The organism is Blautia caccae (assembly GCF_040095955.1).
In the GTDB taxonomy this organism is placed as follows: Bacteria; Bacillota; Clostridia; order Lachnospirales; family Lachnospiraceae; genus Blautia; species Blautia celeris.
Map to the genome: position 1 here is coordinate 129,774 of NZ_JBBMFP010000009.1, position 17,010 is coordinate 146,783.

General features: G+C 49.5%; 13 protein-coding genes, 1 pseudogene and 2 riboswitches. Of the genes and pseudogenes, 4 read left to right on the forward strand and 10 right to left on the reverse strand.

The window, feature by feature from the left end:
• Nucleotides 1–121: 121 nt before the first annotated feature.
• From pflA (WMO65_RS11880) to WMO65_RS11925, 10 genes and pseudogenes are all read right to left on the reverse strand, one after another.
• Nucleotides 122–889: a pyruvate formate-lyase-activating protein gene (pflA, locus tag WMO65_RS11880; RefSeq protein ID WP_148391567.1), complete on the reverse strand. Its 768-nt coding sequence runs from the start codon at nt 887–889 to the stop codon at nt 122–124.
• Complete coding sequence (gene pflB / locus WMO65_RS11885) at nt 876–3,128, reverse strand: formate C-acetyltransferase (RefSeq protein WP_033140486.1); 2,253 nt, start codon at nt 3,126–3,128, stop codon at nt 876–878. The genes pflA (WMO65_RS11880) and pflB (WMO65_RS11885) overlap by 14 nt, the downstream gene beginning before the upstream one ends.
• 92 nt (nt 3,129–3,220) lie before the next feature.
• Nucleotides 3,221–3,300: riboswitch (ZMP/ZTP riboswitch) on the reverse strand.
• 91 nt (nt 3,301–3,391) lie between these two features.
• On the reverse strand, nt 3,392–4,201 hold the full coding sequence (gene thiD, locus WMO65_RS11890) for a bifunctional hydroxymethylpyrimidine kinase/phosphomethylpyrimidine kinase (protein ID WP_033140611.1): 810 nt from the start codon (nt 4,199–4,201) through the stop codon (nt 3,392–3,394).
• Nucleotides 4,198–4,848 (reverse strand): HAD family hydrolase, encoded by a 651-nt coding sequence (locus tag WMO65_RS11895; RefSeq protein ID WP_054351115.1) that lies wholly within the window; start codon nt 4,846–4,848, stop codon nt 4,198–4,200. Before WMO65_RS11895 ends, thiD begins: the two co-directional genes overlap by 4 nt.
• Nucleotides 4,845–5,504 carry a thiamine phosphate synthase gene (gene thiE, locus WMO65_RS11900; RefSeq protein ID WP_148391568.1) on the reverse strand — a complete coding sequence of 220 codons (660 nt, stop codon included), beginning with the start codon at nt 5,502–5,504 and terminating at the stop codon, nt 4,845–4,847. The genes WMO65_RS11895 and thiE overlap by 4 nt, the downstream gene beginning before the upstream one ends.
• On the reverse strand, nt 5,491–6,315 hold the full coding sequence (gene thiM, locus WMO65_RS11905) for a hydroxyethylthiazole kinase (protein WP_148391569.1): 825 nt from the start codon (nt 6,313–6,315) through the stop codon (nt 5,491–5,493). Before thiM ends, thiE begins: the two co-directional genes overlap by 14 nt.
• Nucleotides 6,316–6,381: 66 nt before the next feature.
• A riboswitch (TPP riboswitch) is annotated at nt 6,382–6,489 on the reverse strand.
• A gap of 55 nt (nt 6,490–6,544) precedes the next feature.
• Nucleotides 6,545–8,074, reverse strand: coding sequence for an ATP-binding cassette domain-containing protein (locus WMO65_RS11910; protein WP_148391570.1), 1,530 nt, complete (start codon nt 8,072–8,074; stop codon nt 6,545–6,547).
• Nucleotides 8,075–8,359: 285 nt separating this feature from the next.
• On the reverse strand, nt 8,360–9,661 hold the full coding sequence (locus tag WMO65_RS11915; protein WP_306799871.1) for a sensor domain-containing diguanylate cyclase: 1,302 nt from the start codon (nt 9,659–9,661) through the stop codon (nt 8,360–8,362).
• A gap of 117 nt (nt 9,662–9,778) precedes the next feature.
• Nucleotides 9,779–10,243: pseudogene (locus WMO65_RS11920) on the reverse strand (YbaK/EbsC family protein); the annotation flags it as partial.
• A gap of 15 nt (nt 10,244–10,258) precedes the next feature.
• Nucleotides 10,259–10,612, reverse strand: a complete 354-nt coding sequence (locus tag WMO65_RS11925) for an arsenate reductase family protein (RefSeq protein WP_033140491.1) — start codon at nt 10,610–10,612, stop codon at nt 10,259–10,261.
• Nucleotides 10,613–10,886: 274 nt separating this feature from the next.
• On the opposite strand from WMO65_RS11925, the gene pflB (WMO65_RS11930) reads away from it, so the two are divergent.
• From pflB (WMO65_RS11930) to WMO65_RS11945, 4 genes are all read left to right on the forward strand, one after another.
• Nucleotides 10,887–13,112, forward strand: coding sequence for a formate C-acetyltransferase (gene pflB, locus WMO65_RS11930; RefSeq protein ID WP_103730926.1), 2,226 nt, complete (start codon nt 10,887–10,889; stop codon nt 13,110–13,112).
• Between the two features lie 19 nt (nt 13,113–13,131).
• On the forward strand, nt 13,132–13,899 hold the full coding sequence (gene pflA, locus WMO65_RS11935; protein ID WP_148391572.1) for a pyruvate formate-lyase-activating protein: 768 nt from the start codon (nt 13,132–13,134) through the stop codon (nt 13,897–13,899).
• Between the two features lie 151 nt (nt 13,900–14,050).
• Nucleotides 14,051–15,484: a PucR family transcriptional regulator gene (locus tag WMO65_RS11940; protein ID WP_187370525.1), complete on the forward strand. Its 1,434-nt coding sequence runs from the start codon at nt 14,051–14,053 to the stop codon at nt 15,482–15,484.
• A 327-nt stretch (nt 15,485–15,811) separates the two neighbouring features.
• A complete protein-coding gene (locus WMO65_RS11945; RefSeq protein ID WP_052099259.1) occupies nt 15,812–16,987 on the forward strand; it encodes an MFS transporter in 1,176 nt (391 codons plus the stop codon).
• Nucleotides 16,988–17,010: the final 23 nt, after the last annotated feature.

Consider the following 17,010-nt stretch of genomic DNA (forward strand, 5'->3'; position numbering starts at 1 on the left):
CCAGTTTCTAATCATAGCATAAAACCGGGACAAACTCAACGCCGGATTACTATATTTTACAGATATACCTAAAAACAGGCAGCGGCAGCAGAAATCCCGTGTCTTTCCGCTGCCGCTCTTTTTATGCGTTTTGATAACCTGTATATTCACTTGTATGAAGCAGTCTGTTTGCATTCTCCACCCGCTCTTTTGTGGGCGGTTCGATTCCCTGCAGGGGGTAGGGAATACGCATATCCTGCCATTTGAAAATCCCCAGTGTGTGATACGGCAGTACCTCAAAACGCTGTACATTGCCCAGGCTTTTAACAAACGCGTCCAGTTGTATCAGGTCTTCGTCATAATCGTTCCGCTCCGGCACAAGAACATGGCGAATCCATACAGGCTTCCGGATCTCTGCCAGATATCCGGCCATATCCAGGATATTTTCGTTGCTGCATCCTGTCAGAATCTTATGCTTTTCGCTGTCGATCTCTTTTATGTCAAGAAGCAGTAAATCCGTGACTTCCATAAGGCGGTTGAATTTATGGAAAAACGGCTCGTGCCTGGAAAACGGATTCCCGGATGTATCCAGAACCGTATGCACGCCATTCTCCTTTGCCTTGGTAAAAAGCTCCAGCAGGAAATCCATCTGCAGCAGCGGTTCCCCGCCGCTGACAGTGATTCCGCCCTTGTCTCCCCAGTATGCTTTATAGCGCAGTGCCTGCCCTAAAAGCTCATCTGCTGACATCATATCCATGGAACTGGTGCTCCAGGTATCCGGATTGTGGCAGAACTGGCAGCGCATTTTGCACCCCTGCAAAAAGATCACAAACCGGACACCCGGTCCATCCACGGAACCGAAGCTTTCTATGGAATGGATGGAGCCTTTTCTCAAACTAAATGCGCTCATGTGCGGAGCGGGCAATCACATCAAGCTGCTGCTCGCGTGTCAGGTCAATGAATTTCACCGCATAGCCGGATACACGGATGGTAAAGTTAGCGTATTCCTCTTTTTCCGGATGTTCCATGGCATCCACCAGCTTCTCTATGCCAAACACATTTACATTTAAGTGGTGTGCGCCCTGGTCAAAGTATCCGTCCAGTATGTGGACCAGATTGTTGATCCTCTCCTCCTCGGAATGTCCGATGGCACCCGGATTGATGGTCTGTGTGTTGGAAATTCCGTCAAGTGCCCACTCATACGGGAGCTTGGCAACAGAGTTTAAGGAAGCCAGAAGACCGTTTTTCTCAGCACCGTAGCTTGGATTAGCTCCCGGTGAAAGGGGTTCTCCTGCTTTTCTGCCGTCCGGAAGAGCGCCTGTGGCCTTGCCGTAAACCACATTGGATGTGATGGTCAGGATTGAGGTTGTAGGCTCGGAATTGCGGTAGGTGGGGTATTTTTTCAGCTTCTCAAGGAATGTGTGAAGCAGCCAGACTGCAATATCATCCGCCCGGTCATCATCATTTCCGTAGCGCGGAAAGTCTCCTTCTGTCTCGAAATCCACAGCCACGCCTTCCTCATCGCGTATCACCTTCACCTTGGCATACTTTACAGCAGAAAGGGAATCCACCACATGGGAAAATCCTGCGATTCCTGTTGCAAAGGTTCTGCGGACATCGGTATCGATCAGTGCCATCTCCGCTGCTTCATAGTAATACTTGTCATGCATGTACTGGATCAGGTTCAGAGTATTTACATACAGTCCTGCCAGCCAGTCCATCATGATCTCATATTTACGGATCAGCTCATCATATTCCAGATATTCGGAGGTGATCGGTTTGTATTCCGGTCCAACCTGCACTCTTGACTTCTCATCCAAACCGCCGTTGACAGCGTATAAGAGGCATTTTGCCAGGTTTGCCCGGGCACCGAAGAACTGCATCTCTTTTCCTGTCTGTGTAGCAGATACACAGCAGCAGATGGAGTAATCATCTCCCCATACAGGGCGCATCACATCATCATTCTCATACTGGATGGAACTGGTCTCCACAGAGATATAAGCAGCATATTTCTTGAAGTTTTCAGGCAGCCTGGATGAGTAGAGGACCGTCAGGTTCGGTTCCGGCGCAGGTCCCATATTCTCCAGTGTGTGAAGGATTCTGTAGTCCGTCTTAGTCACCATGGAACGGCCGTCCTGTCCCATACCTGCCACCTCCACGGTAGCCCAGACTGGGTCGCCGGAGAAGAGCTGGTTGTAAGAAGGAACGCGGGCAAATTTAACCATTCTCAGTTTCATGATAAAATGGTCAACCAGTTCCTGTGCCTCTTTCTCTGTCAGCATGCCATTTTCCAGATCCCTCTGAATATAGATATCCAGGAAGGTTCCCACACGGCCCACGCTCATGGCAGCGCCGTTCTGTGTCTTGATGGCTGCCAGATAGCCGAAATACAGCCACTGGACTGCTTCTTTGGCATTCTCGGCCGGTTTGGAGATATCGTATCCATAGCTTTGAGCCATTTTCTTCATATCGGCCAGAGCGCGGTACTGCATGGTGATCTCCTCTCTCTGACGGATGATCTCATCTGTCATGATACCGCAGCCGCAGTTATCGTAATCTTCTTTTTTCTTTTCCATCAGGAAATCAATACCGTAAAGTGCCACTCTTCTGTAGTCACCTACAATACGGCCGCGGCCGTAGGTATCCGGAAGTCCTGTGATAATCTTGTTATGACGGGCTTTTTTCATCTCCGGTGTGTACGCATCGAAAACACCCTGATTATGCGTTTTGTGATATTCTGTAAAGATTTTATGAAGTTCCGGAGCCGGTGTGTAGCCATTGGATGTGCAGGAATCTTCCGCCATTTTGATACCACCGTAAGGCATAAATGCCCTTTTCAGCGGTTTGTCGGTCTGCAGCCCCACTACCTTTTCCAGGTCTTTTAATTCTTCACTGATATAGCCCGGCCCATGGGAAGTCAGTGAGGATACGATTTCCGTATCCATATCCAGAACGCCGCCTTTTGCACGTTCCTCTTTCTGCAGTTTTGAAAGTGCAGACCAGAGTTTTTCCGTAGCTTCTGTGGGTCCTTCCAGGAAGTCCTGGTTTCCTTCATACGGCGCGTAGTTGTGCTGGATAAAGTCACGTGTGTTGACTTCTTCCTTCCAGATTCTACCTTTAAATCCATCCCATTGTTTGAAGTTATTCATCTTTGCAAGTCCTCCTTCTAAGACAATAATTGTGTCGGAAACTGTACTGTAATGTGACCGGACTCATTAAAAAAAGCCGGTCCTATCCAGACAGCTTCTGCCCAGACGGTCGGCTAAATCAACGTTATACTCCCTGTGGTTCATTCCACTTCCGCCAGTCATATAACACTTTTAGTATAAAGCATTTTTTTAAGAATTGTCAATAAAAGGAATAGAACTTTTATGTTCTTTTTAGTATACATTGCTGCAGAAAAGATTACCTATTACCGGAATGGATAGCCATTTGCAAAAGGCGGTAATCTGTACATGTGGTTCAAAGGACCGCTGCCCGCACCCAGATCAAGTCCATCCTGCAGCGCACCGGTCAGATAATTTTTTGCGTTCTTAATTGCTCTTTCCAGAGCGTATCCGGCGGCAAGATTGCAGGCAATAGCCGAGGAAAGTGTACATCCTGTTCCGTGTGTATTTGGATTTTCTATCCTCTTTGAAGAGAACCAGATGTATTTTCCTTTCTCATACAGCAGGTCATCAGCTCCATCTGCCAGATGTCCGCCTTTTAAAAGGACAGCGCCGGAACCGTAACACGCTATTTTTTCTGCTGCCCGCTCCATCTCACACGGTGTACTGACAGAAAATCCGCAGAGTGCCTCCGCCTCCATAAGATTTGGTGTCACCACTGCTGCCAGAGGAAAAAGCTCTTCTTTCAGAGCTTCCTGCGCATCTTTGGACATGAGTCTGCTGCCGCTTGTGGAAATCATGACCGGGTCTAAAACTACATCCTGTACCTGGTATGTTCTCAGCTTTTCTGCAATCACACGGATAATCTTTTCATTGGGTATCATACCGATTTTTACTGCATCCGGACGAATATCCGTAAAAACACAGTCCATCTGTTTTGCCACAAACTCCGCATCTGTTTCCCGGATACCGTATACGCCTGTTGTATTCTGTGCCGTGAGAGCTGTGATCACACTCATGGCGTACATTTTGTGAACGGTTATTGTCTTAATATCCGCCTGTATCCCGGCTCCTCCGCTGCAGTCCGAACCGGCGATCGTCAATACCTTTTTCATCTGTTTTTCCCCCATTCTTCCCAGCTTTCAAGATAAATATCTGCCAGTTTCAACAGTTTTTCTCTGTCCTTTTCCGAATAAAAATCGCGTATAACTGCCACTGTAAACCCGGATTTTTTTGCTGTCTCTGCGGCAAAATATGCATCTTCAAACACCAGAGTTTCTTCTTTTTTTGTACCTAAAATCCCCATCGCCAGCTCATAAATGCGCGGATTTCTTTTGCCTGCTCCGGCCTCTGTACAGGTGAGAAGGCCGGTAAAATATCCATCAATCCCATTATTTTTAAGAGCTGCCTCGATCAGAGGTCTGTCCGTAGATGTGGCAATGCACATTCTGACATTACGGCTCTTTAAATCCTCCAGTACCTGCAGAACGCCCGGTTTTATCCGAATCACTTTTTCATAACAGTCATATATCATCCTGTTGAATTCGTCAATGATCTCATCGCGTTCCAGGCGGATCCCGTAACTGCTGCGGAAATACTCTGCGGATTCCTCCATGGTCATGGTCTCCAGCTGCTCCTTCGTATCCTCCCCGGGTCTGATTCCTTTCCGCCTCAGATAGATTTCCCCTGCCCGGTCCCACAGCCCCATAGAGTCGAACAGCGTACCGTCCGCATCGAAGACAGCCCCTTTTATTTCTCTCATTTTTCTGTCATCTCCTTCGCCAGAGCCAGCAGCTCCTCACAGGCTTTTCTGATATCCGGCTGTCCGTAGATACCGGATATGACAGACACTCCGGCGGCACCGCTTCCGGCAAGCTGCATCAAATTCTCTTTCTTGATCCCTCCGATAGCCACAACGGGAATGGATACAGCCCGGCAGATTTCCTGCAGTGTTTCCCGGGATATCACATCTGCATCCTCTTTTGTAGAGGTAGAAAATACCGCGCCGACTCCCAGATAATCCGCGCCCATTTTTTCAGCCTGCAAAGCCTGCTCCACGGTTCTTGCAGAGACGCCTATGATCTTGTCAGGGCCCAGTTTTTCCCTGGCGCTTCCCGCCTCCATATCGCTTTGTCCCACATGTACCCCGTCCGCGTCCACAGCCAGCGCAATACCCACATTGTCATTGATAATAAAGGGCACGCGGTAGCTGGCCGCCAGCGCCTTCATGTCCTTTGCCTCGCGCAGGAACTCATCATCCGGCATATCCTTTTCCCTGAGCTGCAGAAGCGTGATACCTCCGTCCAGGGACGCCTTAACCTGTTCGTAAAGTGTCATTTCCCCCACCCAGGACCGGTCCGTAATGGCATACAAAAGCAGGGCACGCCTCACCAACTCTCTCTTCTCAACGCAATTCATATTTTGCTCCTCTCTCCAGCTCCCGGCCGGTCAGTTTATATACTTCATCGATCAGGTGATTCCTGCAGCCTGCGTTGCCGCTGTTCTCCTCTGCCATTTTCTCATATGCCTTCTCCCCGCACAGGCCCATGGTGATGACAGCAGCAGCCACGGCCTCCAGCTTTCTGTCAGGATTGGCAGCCAGATAGGCTGCGGTGAGGGAGCTTAACATACATCCGCAGCCAGTGATCTTTGCCATGACGGGATGCCCGTTTCTGATTATGTATGTGTTTTTTGTATCTGTCACAATATCCACTGCGCCGCTTATGGCGATCACAGCTCCTGTCCTTCCTGAAAAGTCTCTGGCCAGCGCTATGGTCTTTTCCAGATTCTCCTCTGTCACAGCATCCGCTGCGTCGGCATCCACACCTTTGGAGCTGCTTCTGCCTCCGGAAATGGTCTTGATCTCAGATATATTTCCCCGGATGGCAGTAAATGGAATCTCCCTGAGCAGCTCTTCTGCTGTCTCCCGGCGGTATGTGGATGCGCCGGCTCCCACAGGGTCAAGCACAATGGGGCGGCCAAAACCCGCAGCACTTTTTCCGGCCAGAAGCATGGCTTTTACAGAGCGCGGATGGAGAGTTCCCATATTGATATTTAAGCCGTCGCAGAGACGCCCCATTTCCTCTGCTTCCTCCTCCCCGTCCGACATCGTCGGGGAAGCGCCGCAGGCCAATGTAATATTGGCGCAGTCATTTGCAGTTACATAATTGGTGATGTTCTGAATCAGAGGCGATCTTTCTCTGACATTTTCCAGTATTTCTCCCAGCATTTCTGTTCTCCTCTCTGCATCCTGACAGGGCCGCCGAACACAAAAAGGGAGACGCCAACACGTCTCCCGGAATCGTCCTTCTCTCCCTACGCTGGCATTACCCATATCAGGTTAAAGGGTCGAAGTTGATTACTTCCTCTCAGCCTGCCGCTACAGACTCCCCTGATGAATTAACTGACTATAAGAATACCACACCTGCCTGTATCTGTCAAATACTCCCTGTCTATCCTCATTTCTTCTCCAGCCCTCTGTCTGTGAGTTCATAGATGGTATCGCACACCTCCTCCATATATTTCCTGTCATGGGAGATACTGATGACTGCCCCCTCAAAATCAGCCAGCAGTTTTCGGATGACCGGCCCGGAGAGCGGTGAAAAGTTTCTGGTCGGCTCATCCAGAAGGAGCACATTGCTGCCGTCCAGGCTCATTTTCAGAAAGAACAGCTTTGCCTTCTGTCCGCCGGAAAGCTGGGAGATGCAGTGGTCCATCTCATCCGCCGTGTATTTCATACTGCCCAGATAGGTGCGTATCCTGCTGATTTCTTCTTTGTCACCCGTCTTCTCAAGAAATTCCGGCGGCGTCCTGCTGCCGTCCATTTTTTCCTCATAGTTCTGCGGCATATAAGCGGCCCGGATATCGGTACGCCCCTCCATGGTTGCAGCAATTTTTTTAAGCAGTGTTGTCTTTCCCGTACCGTTTGCCCCGGTAATGCAGATTTTTTCCGGTCCTTTTACAGTCAGATGAATCTGTGTTGAGAGCAGCCTGTCTCCAACCGCGAGTCTGTCGAGAGAATACTCCAGCACTGTCTTACCGTTTGGAATGGAGGTGCCCTTTTGAAAACGGATAAAAATAGCATCCTCTGTCTCGGGTATCTCCGTCCTGTCCTCCGCCTCCCTCTGATACCGGCGTTCCATGGCTTTTACCGCATGCATTTTCTTTTTCAAAAGCTTGCCTCCGTGAGGATTCTGCCGGCTGATATTTCTCTGGTCACTCTCCACTTTCTGCTGGATCCTGCGGAACCGTTCCTCCTGTTTTTCAGCTTCCTCCCGCTCTTTTCTTGCGATGCGTTCCTGATTGGTGAGCCCTCTTGCCCTGTTTTCCATATACGTTTTGTAGTCCATCTTTGCCACCGTGTACCTGGGCTTTGTCTTTCTGTTGATCTGCTCCAGATGAATGATGACATTGGCTGTGCGCTCGATCAATGTCTCATCATGGGAGATATAGAGGATGGGAATATGACTGCTGTTCATAAACTGTTCCATCCACTCCAAAGTCCTGATATCAATGTCATTGGACGGCTCATCCAGCAGAAGGATATGGGGATTTCCCATGAGGATTCCCGCCATCTGCAGCTTGATTTTCTCTCCGCCGGAGAGCTCTCCCATCTTCTGCTGGGAATAGTAAATATCCGCCGGTATTCCAAGCTCCCTGCTTATCTTTGAAAGCTCTTTGGGGGACATATTATAAAAGTCTGATTCTTCCGTGAAAAACTCCCAGATGCTTTTCTCCCGGTTCCGCTCTTCCAGCTCCTGGGGCAGATACCCTGCCTTTATGTGGTTTTTGACAATCTCCCCTGTATACTCTGCGTAGGAGTCCACCAGAGCCGGGTCATAGATAAGCTTTAATAGGGTGGATTTTCCGTTTCCCTCCTCACCGATCATGACTGCCCTGTCCCCCTTGTTCAGTACAAAAGAAAAATCCTCCACCAGGGTTCTCATATCTTTTTTATGTGTAACAGTCAGATTCTTAATCTGCAGCATTATGCATACCTTCTTTCCTGATATAAAAAGAGCCTGCTTCTCCACCGGAAAAACAGACTCTTAAATACGCGCACCCATACCGGGTTCGCTGAAGATATCATCATAGGGATACCATTCTCCAGTCAGTCTACTCTCCGGCAACGAAAACAGACCTGCTGTGCAGGTAATGCTCTGTCTTCCATGCTCCGAATCATAAACTACTGAATCATCCTATCCCTCTTTTCTTTTTCATCTTTTAAGCAGAATACTCTGCAGATTTCATTCTATATTATGCAGTACGCCCTGTCAAGCGTCATTTTCACTGTATACCCTGAAGGAGCGTTTTCCTGCCCGCTTTGCCTCATACAAGGCCTCATCGGCACGCCGGTACATCTCCTCATAGGAAAGCTTACTGCCGGTCTGGTAAGATACACCTGCGGACAGGGTCACATTGTACTGCTCCACGCTCTCGTCCTGCAGCGTGTATGTGACAAGCTGCTGCAGCCGTTTCAGACAGACGCCCTTATCCCTGACATCCTCCAAAAATACCATAAATTCATCTCCGCCGATACGGGCACAGATATCATTTTTCCGGAAAGTGGACTGCAGGGCACAGGCTACCTGCAGAAGAATGTTGTCGCCAAAGGGATGCCCGTAGGTGTCATTAAGCATTTTAAATCCGTCCACATCCAGCATGATCATCATACAGGAGGTGGTCTGTTCCATACTTTTCAGCCGCCGTTTGATAAGCCGCTCCCCTGACCTGCGGTTGTAAATACCGGTCAGACAGTCCTTTTCCGCTCCCTGTCGATAGTAAATCTCCCGCATGGTCTGCTCATGGGTGTCCAGCATTCTGCCGATTTTTCTGTCAAAGCCGCCGTCCTTCCCCTTAAAATGTGCGATCTGGCATCTGGTCCACAGGTTATTGCCTTCCCCGTCCACCATGACCACATCCTGCTCTTCCTTGTCAAAGCTCTGTTCCTCCATGGGATAACTGTGCACAAAGAGCTTCACCTCTCCCTTTTTCTCACAGTTTTCACACATAAAAGGAATGAAATCCTTCTTCCTGGGCGTTCTTCCGAAGCGCTGCTCAAAGCAGCCATAGACATCAATGGTACAGTCTTTGCAGTGTATGTCAAAATCCACATCATTTGCCAGCGTGGTGAGTACCCTCTGCAGATGATCCCTGCGGTTCACCAGCTTCCGCAGCCTGATTTTTTCTGTAGCGTCCACGAGAAAGACGTAAAAGTAATACTTTCCGTTCTCCTCCTCCACCAGACGTCCGTAGTCCTCCACCCACAAAACCGTTCCGTCCTGGCAGCAGATTCTGTATTCCACATAATCGTATGTGTCTGACGCGATCTGCGCCATGATCTCGCTCTCCACCCGTTCCAGATCCCCGGGATGCACCATTCCCCGGAAGGAACCGCCTGTAAGTGCCTGGAAAGCCTCCATATCCCTGCATCGGAAAAGTTTTAATACGTTCTCATTGACATAGGTGATCTTCTCGTCGCCATCAGCCTCATAGATAAAAAAGCCCCCCGGCATACGGGACAGATACTTTTTTGACGGTTCCGGCACTGACGGCGTATCTGGCACAGATGGCATTTCCGGCACTGACGGCGTTTCTGACTCAGACGGCTTTTCCGGCACAAACGGCTTTTCCGGCACAAACGGCTTTTCCGGCACAAACGGCTTTTCCGGCACAAACGGCTTTTCCGGCTGCCATCCCCGGCATACATCGATCCATTCCCGGCTGCCGGCGTATTTTTCCAACTCGCCCGGTGTCAGCTCTATGGCGCTGCTGGCACTTCCGCAGGCCGGAAATACTGTCTTAAATCTCTTCAGGGAAATATCTAAAAACACCTGTACATCAGCCGGAATCCCGAAGGGGCATACTCCGCCCACTGCATGTCCTGTCCTTGTTTCCACCTCATCGGGAGAAAGCATTTTGGCCTTTGTATGAAAATAATCCTTGAACTTTTTGTTGTCCACCCTGGCGTCCCCTGCCATCACCACAAGGACCGTCCTGCCGTCAACCAAAAAGGACAGGGTTTTGGCAATGCGTTCCGGTTCGCATCCGGCAGCCTTTGCCGCCAGCTCCACGGTAGCTGAGGACTGGGAAAATTCCATGATCCGCTCCTCCATGCCAAAACCTCTGAAATACTCCTTTACTTTTTCAATTGCCATTTCCGCACCTCTTTTTTACAGACCGAGCTTTTCCATCCACTCTTTTTCCTTAAACCCCGTGACAACAAAAGATTCTCCCACCAGCACCGGACGCTTCACCAGCATACCATCCGTGGCAAGCAGGTCAAGCTGCTGCTCCTCGCTCATTTCCGGCAGCTTATCTTTCAGTTTCAGCTCCTTGTATTTCATACCGCTGGTATTAAAAAAACGTTTCAGGGGCAGACCGCTTGCGTGATACCAGGTCTCCAGCTCCTCCCTGGTGGGATTCTCTTCTATAATATGGCGGTCCTCAAACTCTATCCCCTTCTCTATAAGCCATTTCTTTGCCTTCTGGCAGGTGCTGCATTTTGGATACTCTATAAATAACATATGTGTAATGCCTCCTTTTTATGGTTCTAGTTTATCATTATACTTTCACGCTTTCAACTACAAAAAACCTTCTTTGCCTTCTCTCTTTGTATTTTATTCAATACTTTTTTAATCCAGATTGACAACAGACTATTGGCTGTGCTATTTATATAGCATAGGTTACATTTTGTATACAATATACAATTTGGAAATATCTGGTAACCTTTTTCTTCGAGGCTGCTGCACATATTTTTGTCAGCTTTGATTCATGATTACAGCAGGAGGTAAATACTTTATGAGAACAGAATGGAAAAGCTTTACAGGCGGTGCCTGGGAAAAAGAGATCAATGTGCGGGATTTTATCCAGCAGAATTATACACCATATAAGGGAGACGGAAAGTTCCTTAAAGAGGCCACAGAGGACACCAAAGACCTGTGGCAGCAGGTTCTTGCCCTTATGAAAGAGGAGCGGGAAAAGGGCGGGGTTCTGGATATGGACACCAAAACCGTCTCCACCATCACTTCCCATGGCCCCGGATACCTGGATAAAGACAAGGAAAAGATCGTGGGCCTGCAGACAGACAAGCCGCTGAAACGCTCCATGCAGCCATACGGCGGTATCCGTATGGCAGTCAAAGCCTGCGAGGACAATGGCTACCATGTGGACCCTGAGGTTGTGGAGTATTTCACCACTCACAGAAAGACGCACAATGCCGGTGTGTTTGATGCCTACACCCCTGAAATGCGTGCCTGCCGTTCCAATCATATTATCACAGGACTACCGGATGCCTACGGCAGAGGGCGTATCATCGGCGACTACAGAAGGGCTGCCCTCTACGGTGTGGACCGCCTGATCGAGGAGAAAGAGGAAGAAAAAGCCACCACACGCAGCATTATGTATTCCGATGTTATCCGTGAGCGCGAAGAACTCTCCGAACAGATCCGCGCGCTGAAAATGTTAAAGGAACTGGCCCGCATTTACGGCTGCGACATTTCCAAACCCGCTGAGAATATTCTGGAGGCCACACAGGCACTTTACTTTGCCTACCTGGCAGCCGTGAAGGAACAGAACGGGGCAGCCATGAGCCTTGGCCGCACTTCCACGTTCCTTGATATCTACGCAGAGAGGGATTTAAGAGAAGGGACCTTCACGGAATCCCAGATTCAGGAGATCATTGACCAGTTTATCATGAAGCTCCGCCTTGTCTGCTTTGCCCGCACCCCTGACTATAACCAGATCTTCGCGGGAGACCCTACCTGGGTGACAGAATCCATCGGCGGCATGGGACTGGACGGCCGTCCTCTGGTGACAAAAATGTCCTTCCGTTACCTTCATACCCTGGACAACCTGGGTGCTGCTCCGGAACCGAACCTGACTGTTTTGTGGTCCTCCGGGCTTCCGGAAAGCTTCAAGGAATACTGCGCCGAAATCTCCATCCGCCACTCTGCCATCCAGTATGAAAATGATGATATCATGCGCCCGGTACACGGGGATGACTACGGCATTGCCTGCTGTGTATCCTCCATGCGCATTGGCAAAGAGATGCAGTTCTTCGGTGCCCGTGCCAACCTGGCAAAATGTCTGCTCTATGCCATCAACGGCGGTGTAGATGAGGTTTCCGGACAGCAGGTAGGCCCAAAATTCCGCCCTGTCACATCTGAATATCTGGATTATGACGAGGTGATGGAAAAATACAGAGACATGATGAAATGGCTGGCAGGTGTCTATGTGAACGCTCTGAACATCATCCATTACATGCATGACAAATACAGCTATGAACGCCTGCAGATGGCGCTCCATGACAAGGAAGTACGCCGCTGGTTCGCCACTGGAATCGCCGGATTTTCCGTTGTGGCGGACTCTCTCTCCGCCATTAAGTATGCCAGAGTAAAGCCGGTCCGCAACGAACAGGGAATCGCTGTTGATTTTGAGATCGAAGGAGATTTCCCCAAATACGGAAACGATGATGACCGGGCAGATGAGATTGCCCAGGAGGTGCTTCATACCTTTATGCAGTATATCAAAGGCAACCATACGTACCGCGGAGGTGTCCCCACCACATCCATCCTGACGATCACCTCCAATGTGTCCTACGGCAAAAACACCGGCTCCACCCCGGACGGCAGAAAAGCCGGAGAAGCCTTCGCCCCGGGTGCCAATCCCATGCACGGACGTGATACCAACGGCGCGGTCGCATCCATGGCCACGGTTGCCAAAATGCCGTTCATGGATGCCCAGGACGGTATCTCCAATACCTTCTCCATCGTACCGGATGCCCTGGGCAAAAACGGAAATGCAGAGAAAAATCTGGTGGCACTTTTGGATGGATATGCGGCAAAAGGCGGGCATCACCTGAACGTAAATGTATTCAACAGGGACACACTTCTGGACGCACAGAAACACCCGGAAAAGTATCCGCAGCTCACCATCCGTGTATCCGGTTATGCTGTAAACTTTATCAAGCTGACCAAAGAACAGCAGGATGAAGTGATCTCCAGAACCTTCCATCAGAATATATAAAGGAAAGGCAGGTGTCCACATGAAAGGATATATCCACTCTCTGGAAAGCTTCGGAACCGTGGACGGCCCGGGAGTCCGCTATGTGGTATTTTTCCAGGGCTGTCCCATGCGCTGCCTGTACTGCCACAATCCTGATACCTGGAACCCCGGGGAGGGTCGGCTCATGGACACAGAGGAGATCATAGCCTCCGTGAACCGGAACCGTGCCTTCTATTCCACGGGCGGTCTTACCGCCACAGGGGGAGAGCCGCTTCTACAGCTTTCCTTCCTGACAGAGCTGTTTGAAAAGGCAAAGGCACAGGGTATCCACACCTGCCTGGACACCTCCGGTGTTACCTTCCGGGGCGGCAGTTCAAAGTACCTTGGGAAGTTAGACCGGCTCCTAAAGTCCACGAATCTGGTCATGCTGGACATTAAGCATATCCACGATGAAACCCACAAAAACCTGACTGGGCATTCCAACAAAGATATCCTTCAGTTCGCCGGATATCTGGACGCGCACCGGATTCCCCTCTGGGTCCGCCATGTGGCGGTTCCCGGCATTACCTGTGACCGGGAATCCCTCCGTTCCCTTGGAAAATTTCTCGGTACCCTTAAGAATCTGAAGGCCGTGGAGGTTCTTCCTTATCACTCCATGGGGAAAATCAAGTACGAGAATCTGGGACTTAAATATCCTATGGGCGATACAGAAGAGGCAACAAAAGAGGATGCCAAAAAAGCATACGAAATCATTCTGGACGGAATGGAGAGCGTGACCCATACCAGGTTCGTCTCCCATTTCACCTGACACTTTGACCCGCCGGATTTTCCTTCTCCGGCGGGTTTTTTGCCGCTTTCTCTGCCGACACCTCTCGACTTTTTCTGCAGATTGTATTATACTTTGATATAAAGCTGCATATCAGCATAACCTGCTTATGCAGAACAGGGGGATTTTTATTATGAAACTGAGTATGTGGATGATAGCCAACAGGCTCAAACCGCTGAATCCTGAGTTCCAGATCAGCGATGGTTCGCCTGCTGTTTTAAAGAGTGCCCGGCGTGCCTATGCCACCAACTGCGTTTATGTGTTTCCCAGCGGAAACGACGTTATCTGCCAATGGGAAAACGACACCATCAGACTGAAAGATATACAATTTGACGAAGCCTTTGAAATCATTCAGGGCATCTTTGATTTTTATGAGGACTGGGATGCCGCCATCGTCTCAGCCGCGGAACAGGGGGATTACCAGAAGATCCTGGATGAAAGCTGGCACTGTTTCCACAATCCCATGGTTCTGCTGGACGCCAACTGCAATGTTCTTGCATACAGCCAGCAGTATAAAGAGGTTTATGTGGACGAGGAGTGGGCACACCTGATGGAATACGGCTGCAGCTCCATTGACAGCATCCGTTTTATGAGACGTGACTGCACGGACCAGAACTTTTTTAATGTGGGAGCCACCAAATATCATTTTGACAGGAAAGCACTCTCTGACTGCCTCTCATCATTTATCTATTATGACCGTGCCCAGTGCGGACGGATCACCTTGGTGGAACGAAACCGAAAGCTCAATACCGGGGACTGCCAGCTTCTGGACCATATCACACGGCTTCTTGCTGTTTCCATGGGAAAAGCAGGGCCTGCCGCGCCTCCGGATGGTGACCATTACAGTGTATTCCGAGATCTGATCAAGGGGATTTCCGTCAGTGACAGAGAGCTTGGACGGCAGTTGGAAGTCAATGACTGGTCCACAGAGGATACCTACGGCCTCTGGGTGTTTCACGGGGAGAACGGGGTTCTGGAGGAACAGGTGCTTCTTCTGGCTGCCCACATGATATCCCAGCAGCTGCCCCACTGTGAGATCTTCTGCCTGGATGGCAGCGTGGTGCTTCTCTATAATGAAAAACGGGAGACCTCTGACACTTTAAAACACCGCCTGAGCCGCCTTGTGCGCCATAACCATATGCGAGCCGGCATCAGCCTTCCGTCCTGTTTTCTAAAAGACATTCAATATCACTACAAACAGGCACTTTTTGCCCTGGAGGAAAAGCTGCCGGACAAACATTACTATGATTTTTATCCCAGGGCTATTGACTACATAATCAAAAACAGTGCCCCTGATGTCCTTCTGGCGGCCTGCCATCCGGACATCATCCGGTTTCACCGACTGGATCTGAATCAGCCCACAGAACGGGTGCGCACCATGGCGGCTTATCTGAACAATGAGCGCTCTCTTCTTCACACTTCCGAAGAACTGTTTGTCCACAGGAATACACTGGTGTACCGAATCAAAAAAATAACGGAGGAGCTTAGCTGCAATCTGGAGGAAGGTTATACCCGTGATTATATGAAGCTCTCCATCCGTATCCTGAAACTTTTCGGCTGTATTTAATGCCGCACATCTGCCGGCTGTCATCGCAGGAGTCTGTTCCCTAGACGTGTACAGACTTCTGCAATTTTTTTAGTTTTCTGCACATCTCTGCCATTTTTCTTATGCAGTACGAATAATCACCTGTTTTTCCATAAAATTTCGTATTTCCCAACTGTAGTTTTTATATCTCCTTTTTCTTATAATCTAAGTATAGTAGTTGTTCGGTAATTCTGCAGAACATTCAAACAATATATGCAGAACACTGATTTTGCTGTTATTTCCGGAAAATGCGAAACCAACTGACCGCAGCATAAAAAGAGAGAATGAAAAGAAAAAGGAGGCTTTTGTATGAGCACTACGAAAAATAAGGTTGGTCTGAAAGAGACCATAGCCATACTATCTCTATATTTTGTATCCATGGGATTTACTGTTGTGACGCCTGCTATGGCGAAACTGGCAGCAGCTTTTCCTGACAACAACTTTTCCCTGATATCCACCCTTCCCACCCTCTTCGTGGTATTTGCCACTCTATGGGCAGGTACTGTGGCAGGGAAAAAGGTAAAATACCGCACCCTGGCCCTGACCGGCTGTATTATTTTCACTGTATCCGGCACACTTCCCGCCATCGTGGGCGGTTCCTTTGCCTTTATCCTGGTGACACGCGCACTGGTAGGTATCGGCCTGGGCCTCATGGCTCCTCTTGGAAACGCACTGATCATCGGTCTGTATGAAGGCCAGAAACAGGCAGCTTACCTGGGATACGGCACACTGCTTATGAACGGCGGCGGTATTATTCTCCAGATGCTTGGCGGCGCTCTGGCTGATATCGGCTGGAAGACCACCTTCTTCGGACATCTTCTGGGCGTCATCTCCATCGTATGTCTGATCTTCCTGCCGGAACCCGAAAAAGCTCCTGTACAGCAGGAAACCGGCGGCAAACCGGCAGCAAAAGACAAAATATCACCTTTTGTATACGCCATTGCCATTTTGTTTCTGCTGTTTAATGTATTGAACTACCCTGTTATGCTGAACATGTCCCTGATGTTTGAAATGAAGGGTGCCGGCGGTGCGACCATGGCTGCAACAGCTCTGTCCCTTTACACAGTTGCCGGATGTGTGGCAGGTTTCCTGTTCGGTACGATCTTCAAGATAATGAAACGTTTCTGTCTTCCCATTGCCTTCTTCCTCTGGGCAATCGGCGCTTACTGCATTTACATAGGCAAAACCATGGTGGTCATGTCAGCAGGTACTATTTTGATCGGATTCGCATTCTCCGTGATCATGCCTGCAGCCTTCACACTGGTTGGTATGCGTACCCCACCTTCCACAGTGGCGATCGGAACTTCCATTGTCATGGCACTTATGAACCTGGGCGGCTTCCTCAGCAGCTTCTGGCTGTCTCTGCTGAAAGCGATCTGCGGTGAAAATATTTACTCTCCGCTGCTGGTGGAAACTGTGATCATTGCGGTACTGGGCGTTGTATTTTTGATCTACAACCCTTTCCCAAAACAGGCTGAGCAGTAAAAGCACCCCTTTACAGGAGGAAA